This window comes from Pseudomonas sp. LW8, assembly GCF_041956865.1.
In the GTDB taxonomy this organism is placed as follows: Bacteria; Pseudomonadota; Gammaproteobacteria; order Pseudomonadales; family Pseudomonadaceae; genus Aquipseudomonas; species Aquipseudomonas siliginis.
In genome coordinates, this window is the sequence record NZ_CP168138.1 from 3,790,178 (window position 1) to 3,809,930 (window position 19,753).

The following is a 19,753-nucleotide window of genomic DNA, read 5'->3' on the forward strand; positions in this document are numbered from 1 at the left end:
AGCTTGGCGCTTATCGCCGGATCTCACGGTATAACGCCCTCGCCCTTCCAAATACCAACCCCGCCCGAGTCGCCCATGAAACTGTTGATCGTCGAAGACCAAGCGAAAACCGGCCAATACCTGCGTCAGGGCCTGACCGAGGCCGGATTCAATACCGAGCTGGTGGCCGACGGCATCAGCGGCCAGCAATTGGCCTTGAGCGGCGACTACGCGCTGTTGATCCTCGATGTGATGCTGCCCGGGCGCAGTGGCTGGCAGATTCTCCAAGCGGTACGCAGCGCCGGCCTCGCCACGCCGGTACTTTTTCTCACCGCCAAAGACGCCGTAGAGGACAGGGTTCACGGCCTCGAACTGGGCGCCGACGATTATCTGGTTAAGCCATTCGCCTTCTCCGAATTGCTCGCCCGGGTGCGCAGCCTGTTGCGACGCGGCAGCGCAATCGCCCAGGAAACCAGCCTGCAACTGGCCGATCTGCGCCTGGATCTGATCCGCCGCCGGGTCGAACGCAGCGGCCAGCGCATCGACCTGACCGCCAAGGAGTTCGCCCTGCTGGAAATGCTCCTGCGCCGCCAGGGTGAAGTGTTGCCGAAGTCGCTGATTGCCTCGCAGGTCTGGGACATGAATTTCGACAGCGACACCAACGTCATCGAAGTGGCGATCCGCCGCTTGCGCCTGAAGATCGACGATGACTTCCCCAACAAGTTGATCCACACCGTGCGCGGCATGGGTTACGTGCTCGAAGAGCGTTCGCTGTGATGCGTAGCCTGTCCTTGAGCACGCGCCTGGCACTGTTGTTTGCCGCCTGCACTGCGGTGGTCTCGCTGTTCGCCGGGGTGCTGTTCGACCGCGCCAGCGAGGCGCACTTCATCGAACTTGACCAGCAACAACTGGAGACGAAGCTGATCGGCCTGCGCCGCGCCTTGCAGGATCTGCAGCCTGCTCAACGCGAAGCGCGGCTGGCCGATGAACTCAGCCGTCAGGCCGATCTGTCGTTGCGCATCACCAGCGGCGATGGCCAGCACTGGTATGACAGCTCGGTGCAGATTCCGAAGAATCTGCCGCTGCAAACAGGCCTGTCGACCATCAGCCATGACGGCACCGATTACCGCGTGCTGCGCGCCCCGCTCTACCCAGACACAGCGGATTCGCCGCAACTGACGCTGCTGCTGGACATCACCCATCACCAGCATTTTCTTACGCGCATGCAGCATCTGATCTGGCTGACCGTCGGCCTGTCGGCGCTGGCTACTGCCGTGCTCGGGGCCTGGGCCGCGCGCAGCGGTCTGCGCCCGTTGCGGCGGATGAGCGCGGTGGCCCGTGGGATTTCTGCGCAATCGCTGAATGCCCGACTGCCTGAAGAGAAGATGCCACCAGAGCTTGCAGAAATGGCCTACAGCTTCAACGCCATGCTCGCACGCCTCGACGACTCGTTTCAGCGCCTCTCGGCGTTCTCCGCCGACATCGCCCATGAACTGCGCACACCGTTGTCGAATCTGCTGACCCACACCCAGGTCACCCTCACCCGCCCTCGGGCACTGGAGGATTACCGCGAAGCGCTGCACAGCAACCTCGAAGAACTGCAATGGATGGCGCAACTGGTCAACGACATGCTCTATCTGGCCAAGGCAGATCACGGTTTGCTGACGCCCAAGCGCGAACCGCTGGAACTGGCGGATGAAGCTGACATGTTGCTGGAGTTTTTTGCGCCATTGGCGGAAGACGCCGGCGTGAGTTTGAGCCGTGAAGGTGAGGCGCAAATCGAAGGTGATCGCGGCATGTTGCGCCGGGCCTTGTCGAACCTGCTGGATAACGCGCTGCGGTTTACCCCGGCCGAGGGGTACGTTCGCTTGAGCATCGTCGACGAGGCGAAAGCTGTGCGCGTTTGCGTCGAGAATAGTGGCCAAGGGATTTCAGCGCACGCGCTGCCACGTTTGTTTGACCGGTTCTATCGGGCGGACCCTGCACGGCAGGAAGGCAGCAGTGAACATGCGGGGTTGGGCTTGGCAATTACCCAGTCGATCGTGCGTGCCCATGGCGGGCAGATTCATTGCGAATCTGAAGCGGGTTGGACGCGGTTTGTAATCGAGTTGCCTCGGACCTGATCGTTCCCACGCTCTGCGTGGGAATGCAGCCCGGGACGCTCCGCGTCCCTTCAAGAGCCGAACGCAGAGCGTCCGTTGAGGCATTCCCACGCAGAGCGTGGGAACGAGCATGGAGTCGCTTACGAATATCTCAGCGCATGCGCCGGCTCAATCTTCGCCGCCCGCCACGCCGGATACACCGTCGCCAGGAAGCTCAGGATGAAACCCGCCGAGCAGATCAACAGCACATCCCCACCCTGCAGTTCCGAGGGCAGGTTGCTGACGAAATACACATCCGAACTGAAGATGTGCTGCCCGGTCACACGCTCGACCCAGCCGACCAATTCACTGACATTGAGCGCCGCAATCACGCCCAGCACGCCGCCAATGATGGTGCCGACAATACCGATCACCGTGCCCTGGACCATGAAGATCGCCATGATCTGACGGGGCGTGGCGCCGATCGTGCGCAGGATGGCGATGTCGGCGCCCTTGTCGTTCACCACCATGATCAGCGTCGCGATGATGTTGAACGCCGCCACCGCGACGATCATCAGCAACAGCAGGCCGATCATGGTTTTTTCCATCTTCATCGCGCTGAACAGGCTGCCCTGGGTGTGAGTCCAGTCGTCAGCCTTGAAGTCGGCGCCGAGGCCACCGGCAATGTCCGCAGACACTTTCGGCGCCGCGTACAGATCCTTGACCGCCAGACGCACGCTCTGCACCTGATTTGGCTGCCAGTGCTGCATGGTCGCGGCGTCGGCGACGTGAATCAGGCCCATCGAGCCGTCCAGCTCGGCGCCGACCTTGAACACGCCAACCACATTCAGGCGCTGCATGCGCGGGGTGATACCGCCCGGCGCGGTGCTGACTTCCGGGACGATCAGAGTGATCTTGTCGCCGACATTGAGGCGGAAACGCCGCGCGGTGATTTCACCGATCACCACACCGAATTCACCCGGCTTCAAGGCATCCAGACGACCCTGGACGATGTGCTGGGCAACGATCGACACCTTGCCTTCCTGGGCCGGATCAACGCCGCTGATCTGAATCGGCTGCATCGAACCCTTGTAGGACAGCATGCCTTCCATTTCGGTGAACGGCACGGCGGCCGTCACTTCGGGATTTTTCATCGCAGCGGCGGCCACTGGCTGCCAGTCATCGATCGGCTTGACGCCAACGATGGTCGCATGGGGCACCATGCCGAGGATGCGCGAGCTCATTTCGCGCTGAAAGCCGTTCATCACCGACAGCACGACGATCATCGCCAGCACGCCGAGGGCGAGGCCGATCATCGAGGTCATCGAAATGAACGAAACAAAGCGATTGCGGCGCTTGGCGCGGGTATAGCGCGTGCCGATAAAGATCGATAACGGTCTGAACATTCGCTGGGGCACCGTATAGAAATAAAAGACCCGGCACCGTTACGGGCGCCGGGTTTCAGCCAGTCAGATGGGGGTCAGGCAACCTTCCTGCAACTGCAGGACGCGGTCCATCTGGCGAGCCAGGTTCATGTCGTGCGTCACCACCAGGAACGCTGTGCGCATCGAAGTGCTCAGCTCCAGCATCAGATCCTGAATGCCTTCGGCGGTATGCAGGTCAAGGTTGCCGGTTGGCTCATCGAGCATCACCAGCCCCGGGTTGTTCACCAGTGCACGGGCAATGGCCACGCGCTGACGTTCGCCGCCGGAGAGTTCCGCCGGTTTGTGTTCCAGACGATGGCCCAGACCGACGCGCTCCAGCAATGCCGTGGCACGCTGGCGCGCCTCCGGGATGGCGGTCTTGCCGATCAACAGCGGCATGCAGACGTTTTCCAGCGCGGTGAATTCCGGCAGCAGGTGGTGAAACTGGTAAACGAAACCAAGCGCGCGATTGCGCAGCAGGCCCCGCTTCTTCTCGCTCAACGCCGACAGTTCTTCACCGTCGAGCCAGACGCTGCCCTTGCTCGGCGTATCGAGGCCGCCGAGCAGGTTGAGCAAGGTACTTTTGCCGGAACCGGATTTACCCACGATCGCCACACGCTCGCCCGGGTGCAACTCCAGTTGCAGGCCGGCCAGCACTTGTACCGACTCAGGCCCCTCCTCGTAGGACTTGCCCAGGTTACGGCAGCTCAGAATTGCTTGTTCACTCATGCCCGACTCACTCATAACGTAACGCCTCCGCCGGCTGGGTGCGCGCGGCACGCCAGGCGGGATACAGGGTGGCGAGGAAACTCAGGACCAACGCAGCGGCGCAGACCATGACGACGTCCTGGCTCTGTACCTGCGAAGGAAGATAATCAATGAAATACACGTCAGCATTAAGGAACTTGTGGCCGATCAGCCCTTCAAGCGCCGAAATGGCCGCACTGACATTCAGCGCCGCGAGGATCCCGACCACCGCGCCGATCGCCGTGCCGACCACGCCGATTACCGTGCCCTGAACCATGAACGTGCGCATGATCGTGCCCGGTGTCGCGCCGAGGGTACGCAGAATGGCGATGTCGCCCTTCTTGTCGTTCACCACCATCACCAGCGTGGAAATGATGTTGAACGCGGCGACGGCGACGATCAGCAGCAACAGCAGCCCGATCATGGCTTTTTCCATGCGGATCGCCTGATACAGGTTGCCGTGGGTGCGGGTCCAGTCGCGGGCGTAGTAACGATCTTCGCCGAGCTGCTGGGCGATGTTCCACGCCTCACGCGGTGCCTGGAACAGGTCGTCGAACTTCAGCCGCAGGCCCTGCACCTGATCGGCTTTCCAGCGGTGCATTTTCGCCAGATCCTGCAGATTGGTCACGCCGAGGTAGCCGTCGAGCTCACCGGCACCGACATGGAAAATCCCAACCACGGTGAAGCGCTTCATGCGCGGGAACATCCCGGCCGGGGTCACGCTGACCTCCGGTGCGACGAAGGTGACCTTGTCACCGATGCCGACGCCGAGCTTGGTCGCGGCCTTGTCGCCGATGACGATGCCGAAGCTGCCGGGCGTCAGGTCGTCGAGTTTGCCCTGCTTCATGAAGTTGTCGATGATCGACACATTGCGCTCGAGCGCAGGATCAATGGCATTGAGCAACACTTTGGAAACCTGACCGTTATTGGTCAGCAGGCCCTGCATCTGGGTGAACGGCGCCACCGCCGTCACCTGCCGGTTCTGCTTGACCTTGTCGGCCAGGCTCTGCCAGTCATTGATCGGCTCGCCGGTCTCGAGAGTGGCGTGGGGCACCATGCCCAGCACGCGGGTGCGCATCTCATGGTCGAAGCCGTTCATCACCGACAGCACAACGATCATCACGACCACGCCAAGGGCGAGCCCGATCATCGAAGTCAGGGAAATGAATGACACAAAATGATTGCGACGCTTTGCACGGGTATAACGCGTGCCGATAAATACGAAGAGAGGTCTGAACATGTCGGGGCTTGTTCGGAGGGAAAAGGAACGTCCTTGTGGCGGGGGTCGAAAACCAGCTTTACACTCAGACCACCGCCGCTACCATGGGTTCGCCATGTCGACATTAGATGAAGAAGATCGCCGCGAATACTACCGTATCGAGGACACGATCGCACTGGAAATTCGGCCCCTGTCCGCTCCCGAAGCCGCAGGCCAGGAAGTGTTGCAGGATGCTTCCCCACTCTTCAACTTGCTCAGCGAACTGCACCTGAGCGAATTCGAGTCGCAGCACCTGCTGCGACAGATCAGCGAGCGCGACCGCGCCATCGCCGCGTTCCTCAAATCGCAGAACAAACGCATCGACCTGCTCAGCCAGGTAATCGCCCTGACGGTGCTCGGACACATCGGCGAGCCGCAGCCGGTGATCATCTCCGAGGGCGGGATCGACTTTCAGTACCCGACGCCGATTGCCACCGGCGCGCACCTGTCGGTGAAACTGGTACTGATGCCGCAGGCACTCGGCCTGCTGCTGCGCGCCCGGGTCACCCATTGCGATCCCAAGGGCGATGGCTATGACGTCGGCACCGAGTTCGAGCGCCCGACCGATGCCCAGCGCCAATTGCTCGCGCGCTACATCTTGCAGAAGCAGGCTCAGGAACGCCGTCTGGCCCGCGAACAGAACGAATCTGGCATTTAACTTAAGGAAGCACCGTGACCCTCATCTACGGCCACCGCGGCGCCAAGGGCGAAGCACCGGAAAACACCCTGAGCAGCTTTCAGGAATGCCTCAAGCACGGCGTGCGCCGCTGCGAATTGGATCTGCACCTGTCCAAGGACGGCGAGCTGATGGTCATCCATGACCCGACGCTCAAGCGCACCACCGACCGTCGCGGCAAAGTCGTCGAGCACACCGCCGCCGAACTGGTGACCTACGACGCGCGCAAGGGTGGCCCGGGCTGGATCCAGCCGTGCCCGATTCCGACGCTGGAAGAGTTGTTCGAGAAATGTGATTTCGAGCACTGGCAGCTGGAAGTCAAAAGCGCTTCACGCACCCGCGCGGCGACTACCGTGCTGGCGATTCGGGAAATGGCTCAACGGCATGGCCTGCTCGACAAGGTGACGATCACCTCGAGTTCACGGGAAGTCTTGAAGGCAGCGCTGGACCTGGTACCGGACGTATCCCGTGGCCTGGTGGCCGAATACGCCTGGCTCGATCCGTTGAAGGTGGCGGCCAGCTACGGTTGCGAAATTCTCGCGTTGAACTGGACGCTGTGTACGCCGGAACGCCTGCAAAAGGCGCAGCGTCAGGGCCTGCATGTGTCGGTGTGGACCGTCAACGAGCCTGCACTGATGCGCAGACTCGCCGACTTCGGCGTTGACAGCCTGATTACAGACTTTCCCGGTTTGGCCACTGCCACCCTTGAGAATTGCTGAAATCGGTCTCCCCGGCCGGCTCAGGCCACCGGCCGGAGCCCGTCAAAAAAGCCGGTTGAGGCCGTCGTACGCCGCTACCCGATAGGCTTCGGCCATGGTCGGGTAATTGAACGTGGTGTTGACGAAATACTTCAGGGTGTTCAGCTCGCCCGGCTGGTTCATGATCGCCTGACCGATGTGAACGATCTCCGACGCCTGATAACCGAAGCAATGCACGCCGAGCACTTCCAGCGTTTCGCGGTGGAAGAGGATCTTCAGCATGCCCTGCGGCTCACCGGCAATCTGCGCCCGCGCCATGCTCTTGAAGAAGGCCTTGCCGACTTCGTACGGCACTTTGGCCTGGGTCAGCTCCTGCTCGTTCTTGCCGATCGAGCTGATCTCCGGAATGGTGTAGATGCCGGTCGGCACGTCATTGACGAAGCGCCAACTGCCATTGTCGACGATGCTGCCAGCGGCCGAACGACCCTGGTCGTGGGCGGCGCTGGCCAGGCTTGGCCAGCCGATCACGTCACCGGCGCCGTAGATGTTCTCCACGCAGGTGCGGTAGTTCTGGTCGACTTCGATCTGGCCACGGCTGTTGACCTTGACCCCGATGTTTTCCAGACCAAGCGTGTCGGTGTTGCCGGTACGGCCGTTGCACCAGAGCAAGGCGTCGGCCTTGATCTTCTTGCCGGATTTCAGGTGCAGGATCACACCGTTGTCCACGCCTTCGACGCGGTCGTACTCTTCGTTGTGACGCACGGTGATGTTGTTGTTGCTGAAGTGGTAGCTCAGCGCCTGGGAAATTTCCGAGTCAAGGAAGCTCAGCAACTGGCCACGGTTGTCGACCAACTCGACCAGCACACCCAGACCACTGAAGATCGATGCGTATTCGCAACCGATTACCCCAGCGCCGTAAACGATCAGTTTGCGCGGGGTGTGACCGAGACTGAGGATGGTGTCGCTATCGTAGATGCGCGGGTGGTGGAAATCGATGTCCGCCGGGCGATACGGGCGCGAACCGGTGGCGATGATGATGTGCTTGGCCACCAGCTTCTCGACCACGCCGTTGCCGCAAACCACTTCGATGGTCTGCTCGTCGGCGAAGCTGCCGGTACCGAAGAACACGTCGACGCGGTTACGGGCGTAGTAGCCGGTGCGCGATGCGACTTGTTTGGAAATGACTTTTTCGGCGCTTTTCAACACGTCCGGGAAGGAGAACCAGCGTGGCTCGCCGATCGCGCGGAACATCGGGTTGGTGTTGAACTGCATGATCTGCCGCACCGAGTGACGCAGTGCCTTGGACGGGATGGTGCCGAGGTGGGTGCAGTTGCCGCCGACCTGACGACGGCTGTCGACCATCGCGACCTTGCGCCCCGCTTTGGCGGCGTTCATTGCCGCGCCTTCTCCCGCCGGGCCGGAACCCAGTACCACCACGTCGTAGTTGTAGACAGCCATGCGTACTCCTCAGAACAGGCCGCGGTGCCAGCAGCACCGGCGGCTAAATCACGCCGAACGGCGGCGCGAAGGAACAATTGGGGGCCAGTGAAGAACCCGGACACAGTCTATAGAAGCGTCAACGCCGCGCACATTAACCCTTGGTCGCGTCGTAGGCTACTTTTGCCTGCACTACAACGCCAGCTTTCGTCTTGTCTCCGGTCAGTTTTTTTCACCGACAAGCTGCGTAAATGCCTGACTGCTGCGGGTGACGAAACCTGTATCGGCACGCAAGACAAAGAATGCAGCAATGTCATGCTTTTGGGCATAGTCCCGTGCCCTTTCCGGCCCGAGAATCAGCAACAGCGTCGATAGTCCATCGGCCATCAACGCTGAAGGATGAATCACCGTGACTGACGCCAGATCATGTAGGACCGGCCTTCCGCTGCGTGCATCGAAGGTGTGGGAATAACGCCGACCGTCCTGCAGAAAATAATGGCGGTAGTCACCGGAGGTGGACACGCCGTAGCCATCGACATCGATAATCCGCTCGGCCAATTGCTGGTCATCGCGAGGCTCTTCGAGAGCGATGCGCCACGCGGAACCATCCGGCTTCTTGCCCCGGACCTTGAGTTCGCCCGTGGCTTCGACCAGGTAATTGTCGATGCCCATGCCCTGCAATCTGGCGGCGATGGTATCCACGGCGTAACCGGCGGCAATGCTGTTGAAGTCGACTTCGACGGCGGCGTCCTTGCACAACCGCTCGCCATCGATGCGCAGGTGCTGATGGCCGACCCGCTGCATGACCTCGGCCACAGCGGCCGCATCAGGGATCTTTTCTTCGCGTCCTTGCGGGCCGAATCCCCAGAGGTCCAGCAGCGGTTCCACGGTCAGGTCGTAGGAGCCTTCGCTTTGCATTGAAAGCTGTTCGCCGATGCGGACCAATTCGAGCACCGCTGTCGGCATGGCTTGGCAGCTATCGGCGGGCAAGGCGTTGAAACGCTCGATGACGGAGTCACTGCGGTAAGTCGACAGCTGTTGATCGACTTCACCGAGGATGGCCTGCACTTTGCTGCGCACCTGCGCAGGATCGGCGACCCCGGCGTGGCGCACGTACTTGACCGACCAGGTGCTGCCCATGGTCGAACCGCCAACCTCTTCCAGGGAATCGCCGTTGCCGCAGCCGCCGATTGCCGCCGCCAACACCACAAGCCCCAACCAGCGTCCAGTTAACAATTCTTCATCTCCCCGCAAAACCACGGCGGCCATTATGAACTACAAGCGCCCGCTCGCTTCCCCATGGCTGCAACGCCTTTATACAAAATTGAACAGTGAGTACCTCCCATGTCCTCCACCACGGGCAAAGGCAAAGCGATCTTTCGCGTTGTCAGCGGCAACTTCCTCGAAATGTTCGACTTCATGGTCTACGGCTTCTATGCCACGGCCATCGCCAAAACCTTCTTCCCCACCGACAGCGCGTTCGCTTCGCTGATGCTGTCGCTGGCGACCTTCGGCGCCGGCTTCCTGATGCGTCCGCTGGGGGCGATTTTCCTCGGTGCCTATATCGACCGTCACGGACGGCGCAAAGGGCTGATCATCACTTTGGCGATGATGGCCGCCGGTACGGTGCTGATCGCCTGCGTGCCCGGCTACGCGACGCTCGGTGTCGCCGCGCCGCTGCTGGTGTTGTTCGGCCGTGTGTTGCAAGGCTTCTCGGCGGGCGTGGAACTGGGCGGTGTGTCGGTGTATCTGGCGGAAATTTCTACGCCGGGGCGTAAAGGCTTTTTCGTCAGTTGGCAGTCCGCCAGCCAACAGGCAGCCGTGGTGTTCGCCGGTCTGCTCGGCGTTGGCCTCAACCACTGGCTGAGCCCTGAGCAGATGGGCGAATGGGGCTGGCGCGTACCGTTTCTGATGGGCTGCATGATCGTGCCGGTGATTTTTTTCATCCGTCGCTCGCTGGAAGAAACCCCGGAGTTCCAGGCGCGCACCCACCGCCCTACCCTCGGCGAAATCGTCCGCTCGATCGGGCAGAACTTCGGCATCGTCATTGCCGGCATGGCGCTGGTGGTGATGACCACGGTGTCGTTCTACCTGATCACCGCTTACACCCCGACGTTCGGCAAGGCCGAACTGCACCTGTCTGATCTCGATGCGCTGTTGGTGACGGTGTGCATCGGCTTGTCGAACTTCTTCTGGCTACCGGTGATGGGCGCGGTATCCGACAAGATCGGCCGAAAACCCTTACTGCTGGCGGCGACGATTCTGGCGATCCTCACGGCGTACCCGGCACTGTCGTGGCTGGTGGCGAATCCGAGCTTCAGCCATTTGCTGATTGTCGAATTGTGGCTGTCGTTCCTGTACGGCTCGTACAACGGCGCGATGGTGGTGGCGCTGACGGAGATCATGCCGGTGGAAGTGCGCACGACCGGGTTTTCCCTGGCCTACAGTTTGGCAACGGCGACGTTCGGCGGATTTACTCCGGCAGCGTGCACCTATCTGATTCATGTGCTGGACAACAAGGCAGCACCGGGCATCTGGCTAAGTGGCGCGGCGGTGTTGGGCTTGATTGCGACACTGGTGCTGTTCCGTGGCAACCGGCATGAGTTACGCACGGCGCAGGCTGCTGTGGTTGGCGGCGCCAGTTAGATCGCACCCGCCAGCGCGATCGCTCCCACGCGCAGCAAAGGAACGCTTCAAGGGACGCTCCGCGTTCCAATGGGACGCAGAGCGTCCCGGGCTGCATTCCCACGCAGAGCGTGGGAACGATCACTCCACAAACAAAAACGCCCCGACAAAATGCCGGGGCGTTTTCATTCAAGCCTGAAGCTTAGCGCGGGAACGCTGGCGGATTCACATCAGCCATGTCTTCCATCACGCGAACCACCTGGCAGCTGTAGCCGAACTCGTTGTCGTACCAGACGTACAGAACGACGCGGTTGTCCTGCACGATGGTCGCTTCAGCGTCGACTACACCGGCGTGACGCGAGCCAACGAAGTCAGTCGACACCACTTCCTGCGAATTGACGAAGTCGATCTGCTTGTGCAGCTCGGAGTGCAGCGCCATGTAGCGCAGGTACTCGTTCATCTCTTCACGGGTGGCGGCTTTCTCAAGGTTGAGGTTGAGAATGGCCATCGACACGTTTGGCGTCGGAACACGAATCGCGTTACCGGTCAGCTTGCCGGCCAGCTCAGGCAGCGCCTTGGCAGCAGCGGTAGCGGCGCCGGTCTCGGTGATCACCATGTTCAGCGCGGCGCTGCGGCCACGGCGATCGCCCTTGTGGAAGTTGTCGATCAGGTTCTGGTCGTTGGTGTACGAGTGAACGGTTTCGACGTGACCGTTGATGATGCCGAACTTGTCGTTGACCGCTTTGAGCACCGGCACGATAGCGTTGGTGGTGCAGGAAGCAGCCGAGACGATCTTGTCGTCAGCGGTGATTTCACCGTGGTTGATGCCGTGAACGATGTTCTTCAGCTTGCCCTTGCCAGGCGCGGTCAGAACAACGCGATCGATACCCGGGCACTGCAAGTGCTGGCCCAGGCCATCGGCGTCACGCCATACACCGGTGTTGTCCACCAGCAGCGCGTCTTTGATGCCGTACTGGGTGTAATCCACCTCGGTCGGGTTCTTCGCGTAGATCACCTGGATCAGGTTACCGTTGGCGGTGATGGTGTTGTTTTCTTCGTCGATGGTAATGGTGCCGTTGAACGAACCGTGTACCGAATCGCGACGCAGCAGGCTGGCGCGTTTGGTCAGGTCGTTCTCGGCGCCTTTGCGCACGACGATGGCGCGCAGACGCAGGCCGTCGCCGCCACCGGTTTTCTCGATCAGGATGCGCGCCAGCAGACGGCCGATACGACCGAAGCCGTAAAGAACAACGTCGGTGCCTTTGCGGGCCGAAGCGTTCTGCTGGCCAACCACGTCAGCCATCTCTTCACGCACGAACTGCTCGGCGCTGCGGCCGTTGCCTTCGTTACGGAATTTGAACGCCAGCTTGCCCAGATCCACCGACGCCGCGCCGAGCTTGAGCTCGCTCATGGCCTTGAGCAGTGGGAATGTTTCGTGGACGGAGAGTTCGCTGTCGTCGGAAGAACGGTGGCGAGCAAAGCGGTGAGCTTTGAGAATCGCGATGACAGACTGGTTGATCAGGCTGCGGCCATAGATCGAGCTAACCACGTTGTTATTGCGGTAGAGCTGACCGATAAGCGGAATCATCGCTTCTGCGAGTGCTTCACGGTCGATCCATTCACCAAGACACTGGTCGGGCTTCTGAGTCACGGTAACCTTCCACATGTAGGGGCAGAAAAAAGGGGCTACATTATGCCGCCGACAAGCCCTTTCAGCAATGCGCGCTTGTCGCGCAATCGGTAACAAAATCCCGTTCAAAAAATTTACGCCTTTCTCCAGCCCAGTAAAACCGGGGCTTTCAGCGCAGTCAATTTTTCGACGACTGTTAGACGATGTCTGTAACCCTCCGTAACACCACCCGGTTTCGGCACTACATAACCATGAAAAAAGTGCTCGTTTTTATGGTTACCACTACATTTCGTCCAAACCGTGAAGATAGACGCAGTCTGCAACTGACAGGCGGCACCGGAGGCCGCTACAATTACCGACTTTGTCGCAACGCCTGGAGCTCAACCTTCCGTGCCTGTTCTGCGTCTACCGTTACTCCCTGCCGAAGCAGGTAAACAGCACTGGGGCAATCTGCCCGGTGCCGCCCTCAGCCTGGCGATTGCCGAGGCTGCCAGCGCTGCCAAGCGCTTTACCCTGCTGCTGACCGCCGACAGCCAAAGCGCCGAACGGCTGGAACAGGAGCTGAGTTTCTTCGCCCCGGATTTGCCCGTACTGCATTTCCCCGACTGGGAAACCCTGCCCTACGACCTGTTCTCGCCGCACCAGGACATTATCTCCCAGCGCATCGCCAGCCTGTATCGCCTGCCGGAACTGGCCCACGGCGTGCTGGTGGTACCGATCACCACCGCCCTGCATCGCTTGGCGCCGACCAAATTCCTGCTCGGCAGCAGCCTGGTGCTGGATATCGGCCAGAAGCTCGACGTCGAACAGATGCGCGCGCGGCTCGAAGCCAGCGGCTATCGCTATGTCGACACGGTGTACGAGCACGGCGAGTTCACCGTACGCGGCGCGCTGATCGACCTGTTCCCGATGGGCAGCAAACTGCCGTATCGCATCGACCTGTTCGACGACGAAATCGAAACCCTGCGCACCTTCGATCCGGAAACCCAGCGTTCAATCGACAAGGTCGAGTCGGTCAAGCTGCTGCCGGCCCGCGAGTTTCCGTTGCAGAAAGACGCAGTCACCCGCTTCAAGGCGCGTTTCCGTGAGCGCTTCGACGTCGACTTCCGCCGCTGCCCGATCTTTCAGGATTTGAGCAGCGGCATCACTCCGGCCGGCATCGAGTACTACCTGCCGCTGTTCTTCGACGAAACTTCGACGCTGTTCGATTACCTGCCTCAGGACACACAAGTGTTCTCGCTGCCGGGCATCGAGCAGGCGGCGGAAAACTTCTGGAACGACGTGCGCAATCGTTACGAAGAACGCCGCGTCGATCCATCGCGTCCTTTATTGCCACCGGCCGAACTGTTCCTGCCAGTGGAAGACTGCTTCGCGCGCCTGAAGAACTGGCCACGGGTCGTTGCCAGTCAACAGGACGTTGAAAGCGGCGTCGGCCGTGAGCGCTTCCCGGCACATGCGCTGCCCGATCTGGCCATCGAAGCCAAGGCCACGCAACCGCTGGCGGCGCTGGCCGGCTTCCTCGAAGAATTCCCCGGTCGCGTGTTGTTCACCGCTGAATCGGCGGGTCGTCGCGAAGTCCTGCTGGAACTGCTGGAACGTCTGAAGTTGCGGCCGAAAACCGTCGACAGCTGGCCTGACTTCGTCGCCAGCAAGGATCGTCTGGCGATCACCATTGCCCCGCTCGACGAAGGTCTGCTGCTCGACGACCCGGCGCTAGCTCTGGTGGCGGAAAGTCCGCTGTTCGGCCAACGGGTCATGCAACGTCGTCGCCGCGAAAAGCGCAGCGACGTCAGCAACGATGCGGTGATCAAGAACCTCACCGAACTGCGCGAAGGCGCGCCGGTGGTGCATATCGACCACGGCGTCGGCCGCTACCTGGGCCTGACGATTCTGGAAATCGACAATCAGGCCGCCGAGTTCCTCACCCTCGAATACGCCGAGAACGCCAAGCTCTACGTGCCGGTGGCCAACCTGCACCTGATCGCACGTTACACCGGCAGCGACGATTCGCTCGCGCCGCTGCACCGCCTCGGCTCGGAAACCTGGCAGAAAGCCAAGCGCAAAGCCGCCGAGCAGGTGCGTGACGTCGCCGCCGAATTGCTCGACATTTACGCCCGTCGTGCCGCCCGTGAAGGTTACGCCTTCGCCGACCCGAAGGCCGATTACGCCACCTTCAGCGCCGGTTTCCCGTTCGAGGAGACGCCGGACCAGCAAGCGACCATCGAGGCCGTGCGCGAAGACATGCTCGCGCCGAAACCGATGGATCGTCTGGTCTGCGGCGACGTTGGCTTCGGCAAGACCGAAGTAGCCATGCGCGCCGCGTTCATTGCCGTGCACGGCGGTCGTCAGGTGGCGATTCTGGTGCCGACCACCCTGCTCGCCCAGCAGCACTACAACAGTTTCCGCGACCGCTTCGCCGACTGGCCGGTGACCGTGGAAGTGATGAGTCGCTTCAAATCGGCCAAGGAAGTCAACGCGGCGATCACCGATCTGGCGGAAGGCAAGATCGACATCGTCATCGGCACGCACAAACTGCTGTCCGATGATGTGAAGATCAAAAACCTCGGGCTGGTGATCATCGACGAAGAGCACCGCTTTGGCGTGCGCCAGAAAGAACAGCTCAAGGCCCTGCGCAGCGAAGTCGACATTCTGACCCTGACCGCGACGCCGATTCCGCGCACGCTGAACATGGCGGTGTCGGGCATGCGCGATCTGTCGATCATCGCCACGCCGCCAGCGCGGCGCCTGTCGGTGCGCACTTTTGTCATGGAGCAGAACAAGAGCACGGTCAAAGAGGCCCTGCTGCGTGAACTGCTGCGTGGCGGTCAGGTTTATTACCTGCACAACGATGTGAAGACCATCGAGAAATGCGCCGCCGACCTCGCCGAACTGGTGCCGGAAGCGCGCATCGGTATCGGCCACGGGCAGATGCGCGAACGTGAACTCGAACAGGTGATGAGCGACTTCTACCACAAGCGCTTCAACGTGCTGATCGCCTCGACCATCATCGAGACCGGCATCGACGTGCCGAGCGCCAACACCATCATCATCGAGCGCGCCGACAAGTTCGGTCTGGCCCAGCTGCACCAGTTGCGTGGTCGTGTCGGCCGCAGTCACCACCAGGCTTACGCCTACCTGCTGACACCGCCACGCCAGCAAATCACTTCGGACGCGGAAAAACGTCTGGAAGCGATCGCCAATACCCAGGACCTCGGCGCCGGTTTCGTCCTGGCCACCAACGACCTGGAAATCCGTGGCGCCGGCGAACTGCTCGGCGATGGTCAGAGCGGGCAGATTCAGGCCGTCGGTTTCACCCTGTACATGGAAATGCTCGAACGCGCGGTGAAGTCGATCCGCAAGGGCGAGCAGCCGAACCTCGATCAACCGCTTGGCGGCGGCCCGGAAGTCAATCTGCGGGTGCCGGCGCTGATTCCGGAAGATTATCTGCCGGATGTGCATGCGCGGTTGATTCTGTATAAACGCATCGCCTCGGCCACCGACGAGGAAGGCCTCAAGGATCTGCAGGTGGAGATGATCGACCGCTTCGGCCTGTTGCCGGAGCCGACCAAGAACCTGGTGCGGATCACCGCGCTGAAATTGCAGGCGGAAAAGCTCGGCATCAAGAAAGTCGACGGCGGGCCGCAAGGCGGACGCATCGAGTTCGAAGCGCAGACGCCGGTTGACCCGATGACCCTGATCAAGCTGATCCAGACGCAGCCCAAGCGCTACAAGTTCGAAGGCGCGACGATGTTTAAATTCCAGGTGCCGATGGAGCGCCCGGAAGAACGTTTCAATACTGTCGAGGCGCTGTTTGAGCGTCTTATCCCGAAATCCGCTTGAAGGACGCCCGATGCGCCTGTTCCGCTCCCTGACTTTGTTGCTTGCACTTGCAGCACCGACGGCGTTTGCCGATGACACGTATCAGGTCGAAATGATCCTGGTGCGCCAGAATGCCGTCCCGGCCATCGTCAGCCGCGCCGCCCCGGAAGACTGGGCCGCAGGCGCCCAGCGTCTGGGCAGCGACAGCCAGCGCACCCCGGCGCTGAATGATGTAGTGAGCAAACTCACCGCCAGCGGCGAGTACACCGTGCTGATGCACAAAGCCTGGCAGCAGAGCCTCGGCGAAGCACCGGCGAAAGTCGCAGTGAGCGAAGGTCAGGAGCAGTTCGGCCAGTTCCCGATCGAGGGCACGCTGGAAATGAAACTCGGCCGCTTCACCGACGTGACCGCCGATTTCTGGGTCAATCAGATCGACGCCAATGGCCTGGTCACCGCCAGTGAGCGCCTGCGCCAGGACAGCCACACCAAGAACGGCCAGCTCAATTACCTCGACAACGGTCATCTGGCCCTGCTGATCAAAATCACTTCCCTGACCGCGCCAGCGCCTCGCGAAGCGCCCGAAGTCGTGCCGGACTGATCGAAGTCCTTATGCCGCCGCCCCTGAGCAAACCGCTGGCCCCGTCGTGGGTCAGCCGATTCAAAGAACAGAGTCTGGAGCGCGGCCGCCGCTACGCTTTGGAGAATCGGGTGCGCATCGCCCAGGTCGGCGATGCGACCATCACCGCCAGTTGCGAAGGTTCTGGCGGCAGTGTCTACCGGCAGACCATCCATCTGCGCGAGTCAGCCAAAGCGACGCTGTTGCTGGTCGACGCCACCTGCACCTGTCCGGTGCGCAGCAACTGCAAACACTGCGCGGCGGTGCTGCTGAAAATCCAGGAAACCCTCGACTACCCCGCCGCCGCGAAAGATGCCGAGTTGCTGGAAAAACTCCAGGCCGTGCTGGAGAACCGTAGCCCGAAAGCGCCGCCGCAAGTGCTGGTGGACAACGTGCAACCGGTGCCACGCCTATGGCTGGCGAGCGTCGAATTCAGCGCCTTCGAGCCGCGCAACGGCAAGATGCAGCGCTACATTCAGCATCGCGCGGCACTGTCGTTCAGCTATCTGGACGAATACGTCAGCGGGCAAAAACACAGCGATATCCTGATCCGTCAGGAAGCCCAGACCCTGCGAATAAAACGTCACCCGGACGTCGAACAGTCCTACCGCGAACAGTTACGCATCCTCGGTTTCCGCATCGCCACAAGGCAGAGCAAAGCACTGCCGGAAAGCGCCGGCGAACTCTACGAGATGGTCAACGACAGCGCCTGGCTGACCTTCACCCTCAATGACTTGCCGAAGCTGCGCAGCCAGGGCTGGGAGTTGCAGATCGATGAGGAATTCGGTTTCGACCTGACCGCCGTCGACGACTGGTACGCCACCGTCGAACAGGCGCCGGAGCGCGACTGGTTCGATCTGGAACTGGGTATCATCGTCAACGGCGAGCGCCTGAGCCTGCTGCCGATTCTGCTGAATCTGATGCGCTCGCACACCGAGATCCTCAACCCGGAACGCCTCGCCCGTCGTCGCGATGACGAGCTGATTCTGGTGAACATTCCGCAACGCACCAGCGAGCATGGGCCGTTGCAAGTGGCGCTGCCGCTCGGTCGCTTGAAGCCGGTATTGATGACGCTGGGCGAGTTCTATTTGCAGGAGCCGGGCGAAACCACCCTGCGCCTGAGCAAGGCTGACGCCACCCGGCTCAATTCGCTGGAAGGCCTGCCGCTGTTGTGGGAAGGCGGCGAGCAGATGCGCACCTTCGCCCAGCGGCTGCGCGACATCCGCGATTTCACTGCCGAAGCGCCGCAAGGTCTGAATGCAACGCTGCGCCCGTATCAGCTCGAAGGTTTGAGCTGGATGCAATCGCTGCGGCAACTGGAGGTCGGCGGGATTCTTGCGGATGACATGGGCCTGGGCAAAACCCTGCAGACCCTGGCGCATATTCTCAGCGAGAAGAACGCCGGACGCCTCGATCGTCCGTGCATGGTGGTGATGCCGACCAGCCTGATTCCGAACTGGCTCGATGAAGCGGCGCACTTCACCCCGCAGCTGAAAGTCCTCGCGCTGTACGGCGCCACGCGAAAAAAGCACTTCGACAATCTGGCCGACTTCGACCTGATCCTCACTACTTACGCCCTGTTGCCCAAGGACCTTGAGCGCTTGGCCAAACAGCCGCTGCACGTTCTGGTGCTGGACGAAGCCCAATACATCAAGAACCCCAACAGCAAAGCCGCCCAGGCCGCCCGCGAGCTGAATGCACGCCAGCGCCTGTGCCTCAGCGGCACGCCGCTGGAAAACCACTTGGGCGAGCTCTGGTCGCTGTTCCACTTCCTGTTACCGGGCTGGCTCGGCGACGTGAAAAGTTTCAATGCCGATTACCGCGTGCCGATCGAAAAGCGCGGTAGCGAAGTCAGACTGCAGCACCTCAACGGTCGGATAAAACCGTTTCTGCTGCGCCGCACCAAAGAGCAGGTCGCCACCGAGCTGCCGCCGAAAACCGAAATCATCCATTGGGTCGAACTCAACGAAGCGCAACGCGACGTGTACGAGACCATGCGCCTGGCGATGGACAAGAAAGTCCGTGACGAGATCACTCGCAAAGGCGTGGCACGCAGCCAGATCATCATCCTCGAAGCACTGCTCAAGCTGCGCCAGGTCTGCTGCGATCTGCGCCTGGTCAACGACGCCACCCTGCCCGCGCGCGGCAGCACCTCGGGCAAGCTCGACAGCCTGATGGAAATGCTTGAGGAACTGTTCGAAGAAGGCCGGCGGATTCTGCTGTTCTCGCAATTCACTTCGATGCTGACATTGATCGAAGAGGAATTGAAAAAACGCAAGATCGCTTACGCCCTCCTCACTGGCCAGACCCGCGACCGGCGCACACCGGTGAAGGAATTCCAGAGCGGCACGCGTCAGATTTTTCTGATCAGCCTGAAGGCCGGTGGCGTCGGTTTGAACCTGACCGAAGCCGACACGGTGATTCACTACGACCCATGGTGGAACCCGGCAACCGAGAATCAGGCGACTGACCGCGCGTATCGAATCGGCCAGGAGAAACCGGTGTTCGTCTACAAGATGATTGCCCGGGGCACAGTGGAAGAGAAAATTCAGCACCTGCAGAAGGAAAAGTCCGACCTGGCAGCGGGCGTGCTCGATGGGCGCAAGGCCGGGGACTGGAAGTTGCAGAGCGATGATATTGAAGCGCTGTTTGCGCCGTTGCCGGACAAGATCGACAAGCGCTGAAAGCGGCGTCGCTGGTTAGATAGCTATCGCTGGCAAGCCAGCTCCCACAGGGTTATGAGCTGTACCGAAGATTGTGTTT

14 protein-coding genes are annotated in these 19,753 nt (G+C 61.1%); 8 read left to right on the forward strand and 6 right to left on the reverse strand.

What is annotated here, in order from left to right; translation table 11 throughout:
- The first annotated feature begins 75 nt into the window (after positions 1–75).
- Together AB9L16_RS17125 and AB9L16_RS17130 are read left to right on the forward strand one after the other, a co-directional pair.
- On the forward strand, positions 76–756 hold the full coding sequence (locus AB9L16_RS17125) for a heavy metal response regulator transcription factor (protein ID WP_375122446.1): 681 nt from the start codon (positions 76–78) through the stop codon (positions 754–756).
- Positions 756–2,102, forward strand: coding sequence for a heavy metal sensor histidine kinase (locus AB9L16_RS17130; protein WP_375122447.1), 1,347 nt, complete (start codon positions 756–758; stop codon positions 2,100–2,102). The genes AB9L16_RS17125 and AB9L16_RS17130 overlap by 1 nt, the downstream gene beginning before the upstream one ends.
- Positions 2,103–2,221: 119 nt before the next feature.
- Here AB9L16_RS17130 and AB9L16_RS17135 read toward each other — a convergent pair whose 3' ends face one another.
- The 3 genes from AB9L16_RS17135 to AB9L16_RS17145 all read right to left on the reverse strand — a co-directional run bounded on the left by AB9L16_RS17135 (position 2,222) and on the right by AB9L16_RS17145 (position 5,471).
- Positions 2,222–3,466 (reverse strand): lipoprotein-releasing ABC transporter permease subunit, encoded by a 1,245-nt coding sequence (locus AB9L16_RS17135; protein WP_024013627.1) that lies wholly within the window; start codon positions 3,464–3,466, stop codon positions 2,222–2,224.
- A 63-nt stretch (positions 3,467–3,529) separates the two neighbouring features.
- On the reverse strand, positions 3,530–4,228 hold the full coding sequence (gene lolD / locus AB9L16_RS17140; RefSeq protein ID WP_024013628.1) for a lipoprotein-releasing ABC transporter ATP-binding protein LolD: 699 nt from the start codon (positions 4,226–4,228) through the stop codon (positions 3,530–3,532).
- Entirely contained in the window at positions 4,221–5,471 is a 1,251-nt protein-coding gene (locus tag AB9L16_RS17145) for a lipoprotein-releasing ABC transporter permease subunit (RefSeq protein ID WP_024013629.1), read from the reverse strand. Before AB9L16_RS17145 ends, lolD begins: the two co-directional genes overlap by 8 nt.
- A 94-nt stretch (positions 5,472–5,565) precedes the next feature.
- Between AB9L16_RS17145 and AB9L16_RS17150 the strand changes: the two genes are divergently transcribed.
- Positions 5,566–6,147 carry a PilZ domain-containing protein gene (locus AB9L16_RS17150; protein WP_016775478.1) on the forward strand — a complete coding sequence of 194 codons (582 nt, stop codon included), beginning with the start codon at positions 5,566–5,568 and terminating at the stop codon, positions 6,145–6,147.
- A 14-nt stretch (positions 6,148–6,161) separates the two neighbouring features.
- On the forward strand, positions 6,162–6,884 hold the full coding sequence (locus AB9L16_RS17155; RefSeq protein WP_041477331.1) for a glycerophosphodiester phosphodiesterase family protein: 723 nt from the start codon (positions 6,162–6,164) through the stop codon (positions 6,882–6,884).
- 42 nt (positions 6,885–6,926) lie between these two features.
- On the opposite strand, the gene sthA is transcribed toward AB9L16_RS17155, so the two are convergent.
- Together sthA and AB9L16_RS17165 are read right to left on the reverse strand one after the other, a co-directional pair.
- Entirely contained in the window at positions 6,927–8,321 is a 1,395-nt protein-coding gene (sthA, locus tag AB9L16_RS17160; protein ID WP_016775479.1) for a Si-specific NAD(P)(+) transhydrogenase, read from the reverse strand.
- A 201-nt stretch (positions 8,322–8,522) separates the two neighbouring features.
- Positions 8,523–9,569 (reverse strand): FAD:protein FMN transferase, encoded by a 1,047-nt coding sequence (locus AB9L16_RS17165; protein ID WP_375122448.1) that lies wholly within the window; start codon positions 9,567–9,569, stop codon positions 8,523–8,525.
- Positions 9,570–9,644: 75 nt separating this feature from the next.
- Here AB9L16_RS17165 and AB9L16_RS17170 point away from each other — a divergent pair, with 75 nt between their 5' ends.
- Positions 9,645–10,946 (forward strand): MFS transporter, encoded by a 1,302-nt coding sequence (locus AB9L16_RS17170; RefSeq protein ID WP_375122449.1) that lies wholly within the window; start codon positions 9,645–9,647, stop codon positions 10,944–10,946.
- 181 nt (positions 10,947–11,127) lie between these two features.
- On the opposite strand, the gene AB9L16_RS17175 is transcribed toward AB9L16_RS17170, so the two are convergent.
- Positions 11,128–12,591: a glyceraldehyde-3-phosphate dehydrogenase gene (locus tag AB9L16_RS17175; RefSeq protein ID WP_236169416.1), complete on the reverse strand. Its 1,464-nt coding sequence runs from the start codon at positions 12,589–12,591 to the stop codon at positions 11,128–11,130.
- A 354-nt stretch (positions 12,592–12,945) separates the two neighbouring features.
- On the opposite strand from AB9L16_RS17175, the gene mfd reads away from it, so the two are divergent.
- The 3 genes from mfd to AB9L16_RS17190 are packed head-to-tail and all read left to right on the forward strand — an operon-like array spanning position 12,946 to position 19,674.
- Complete coding sequence (mfd, locus tag AB9L16_RS17180) at positions 12,946–16,395, forward strand: transcription-repair coupling factor (protein ID WP_375122450.1); 3,450 nt, start codon at positions 12,946–12,948, stop codon at positions 16,393–16,395.
- A 10-nt stretch (positions 16,396–16,405) separates the two neighbouring features.
- Entirely contained in the window at positions 16,406–16,972 is a 567-nt protein-coding gene (locus AB9L16_RS17185; protein WP_071173055.1) for a CsiV family protein, read from the forward strand.
- 11 nt (positions 16,973–16,983) lie between these two features.
- Entirely contained in the window at positions 16,984–19,674 is a 2,691-nt protein-coding gene (locus AB9L16_RS17190; RefSeq protein ID WP_041477338.1) for a DEAD/DEAH box helicase, read from the forward strand.
- Positions 19,675–19,753 lie beyond the last annotated feature (79 nt).

Coding starts and splice junctions, on each gene's coding strand:
- AB9L16_RS17150 (WP_016775478.1), top strand. CDS start 5,566: ATGTCGACATTAGATGAAGAAGATCGCCGCGAATACTACCGTATCGAG.
- AB9L16_RS17135 (WP_024013627.1), bottom strand. CDS start 3,466: ATGTTCAGACCGTTATCGATCTTTATCGGCACGCGCTATACCCGCGCC.
- AB9L16_RS17175 (WP_236169416.1), bottom strand. CDS start 12,591: ATGTGGAAGGTTACCGTGACTCAGAAGCCCGACCAGTGTCTTGGTGAA.
- AB9L16_RS17145 (WP_024013629.1), bottom strand. CDS start 5,471: ATGTTCAGACCTCTCTTCGTATTTATCGGCACGCGTTATACCCGTGCA.
- lolD (WP_024013628.1), bottom strand. CDS start 4,228: ATGAGTGAGTCGGGCATGAGTGAACAAGCAATTCTGAGCTGCCGTAAC.
- AB9L16_RS17165 (WP_375122448.1), bottom strand. CDS start 9,569: ATGGCCGCCGTGGTTTTGCGGGGAGATGAAGAATTGTTAACTGGACGC.
- AB9L16_RS17130 (WP_375122447.1), top strand. CDS start 756: ATGCGTAGCCTGTCCTTGAGCACGCGCCTGGCACTGTTGTTTGCCGCC.
- AB9L16_RS17125 (WP_375122446.1), top strand. CDS start 76: ATGAAACTGTTGATCGTCGAAGACCAAGCGAAAACCGGCCAATACCTG.
- AB9L16_RS17190 (WP_041477338.1), top strand. CDS start 16,984: ATGCCGCCGCCCCTGAGCAAACCGCTGGCCCCGTCGTGGGTCAGCCGA.
- AB9L16_RS17185 (WP_071173055.1), top strand. CDS start 16,406: ATGCGCCTGTTCCGCTCCCTGACTTTGTTGCTTGCACTTGCAGCACCG.
- AB9L16_RS17170 (WP_375122449.1), top strand. CDS start 9,645: ATGTCCTCCACCACGGGCAAAGGCAAAGCGATCTTTCGCGTTGTCAGC.
- sthA (WP_016775479.1), bottom strand. CDS start 8,321: ATGGCTGTCTACAACTACGACGTGGTGGTACTGGGTTCCGGCCCGGCG.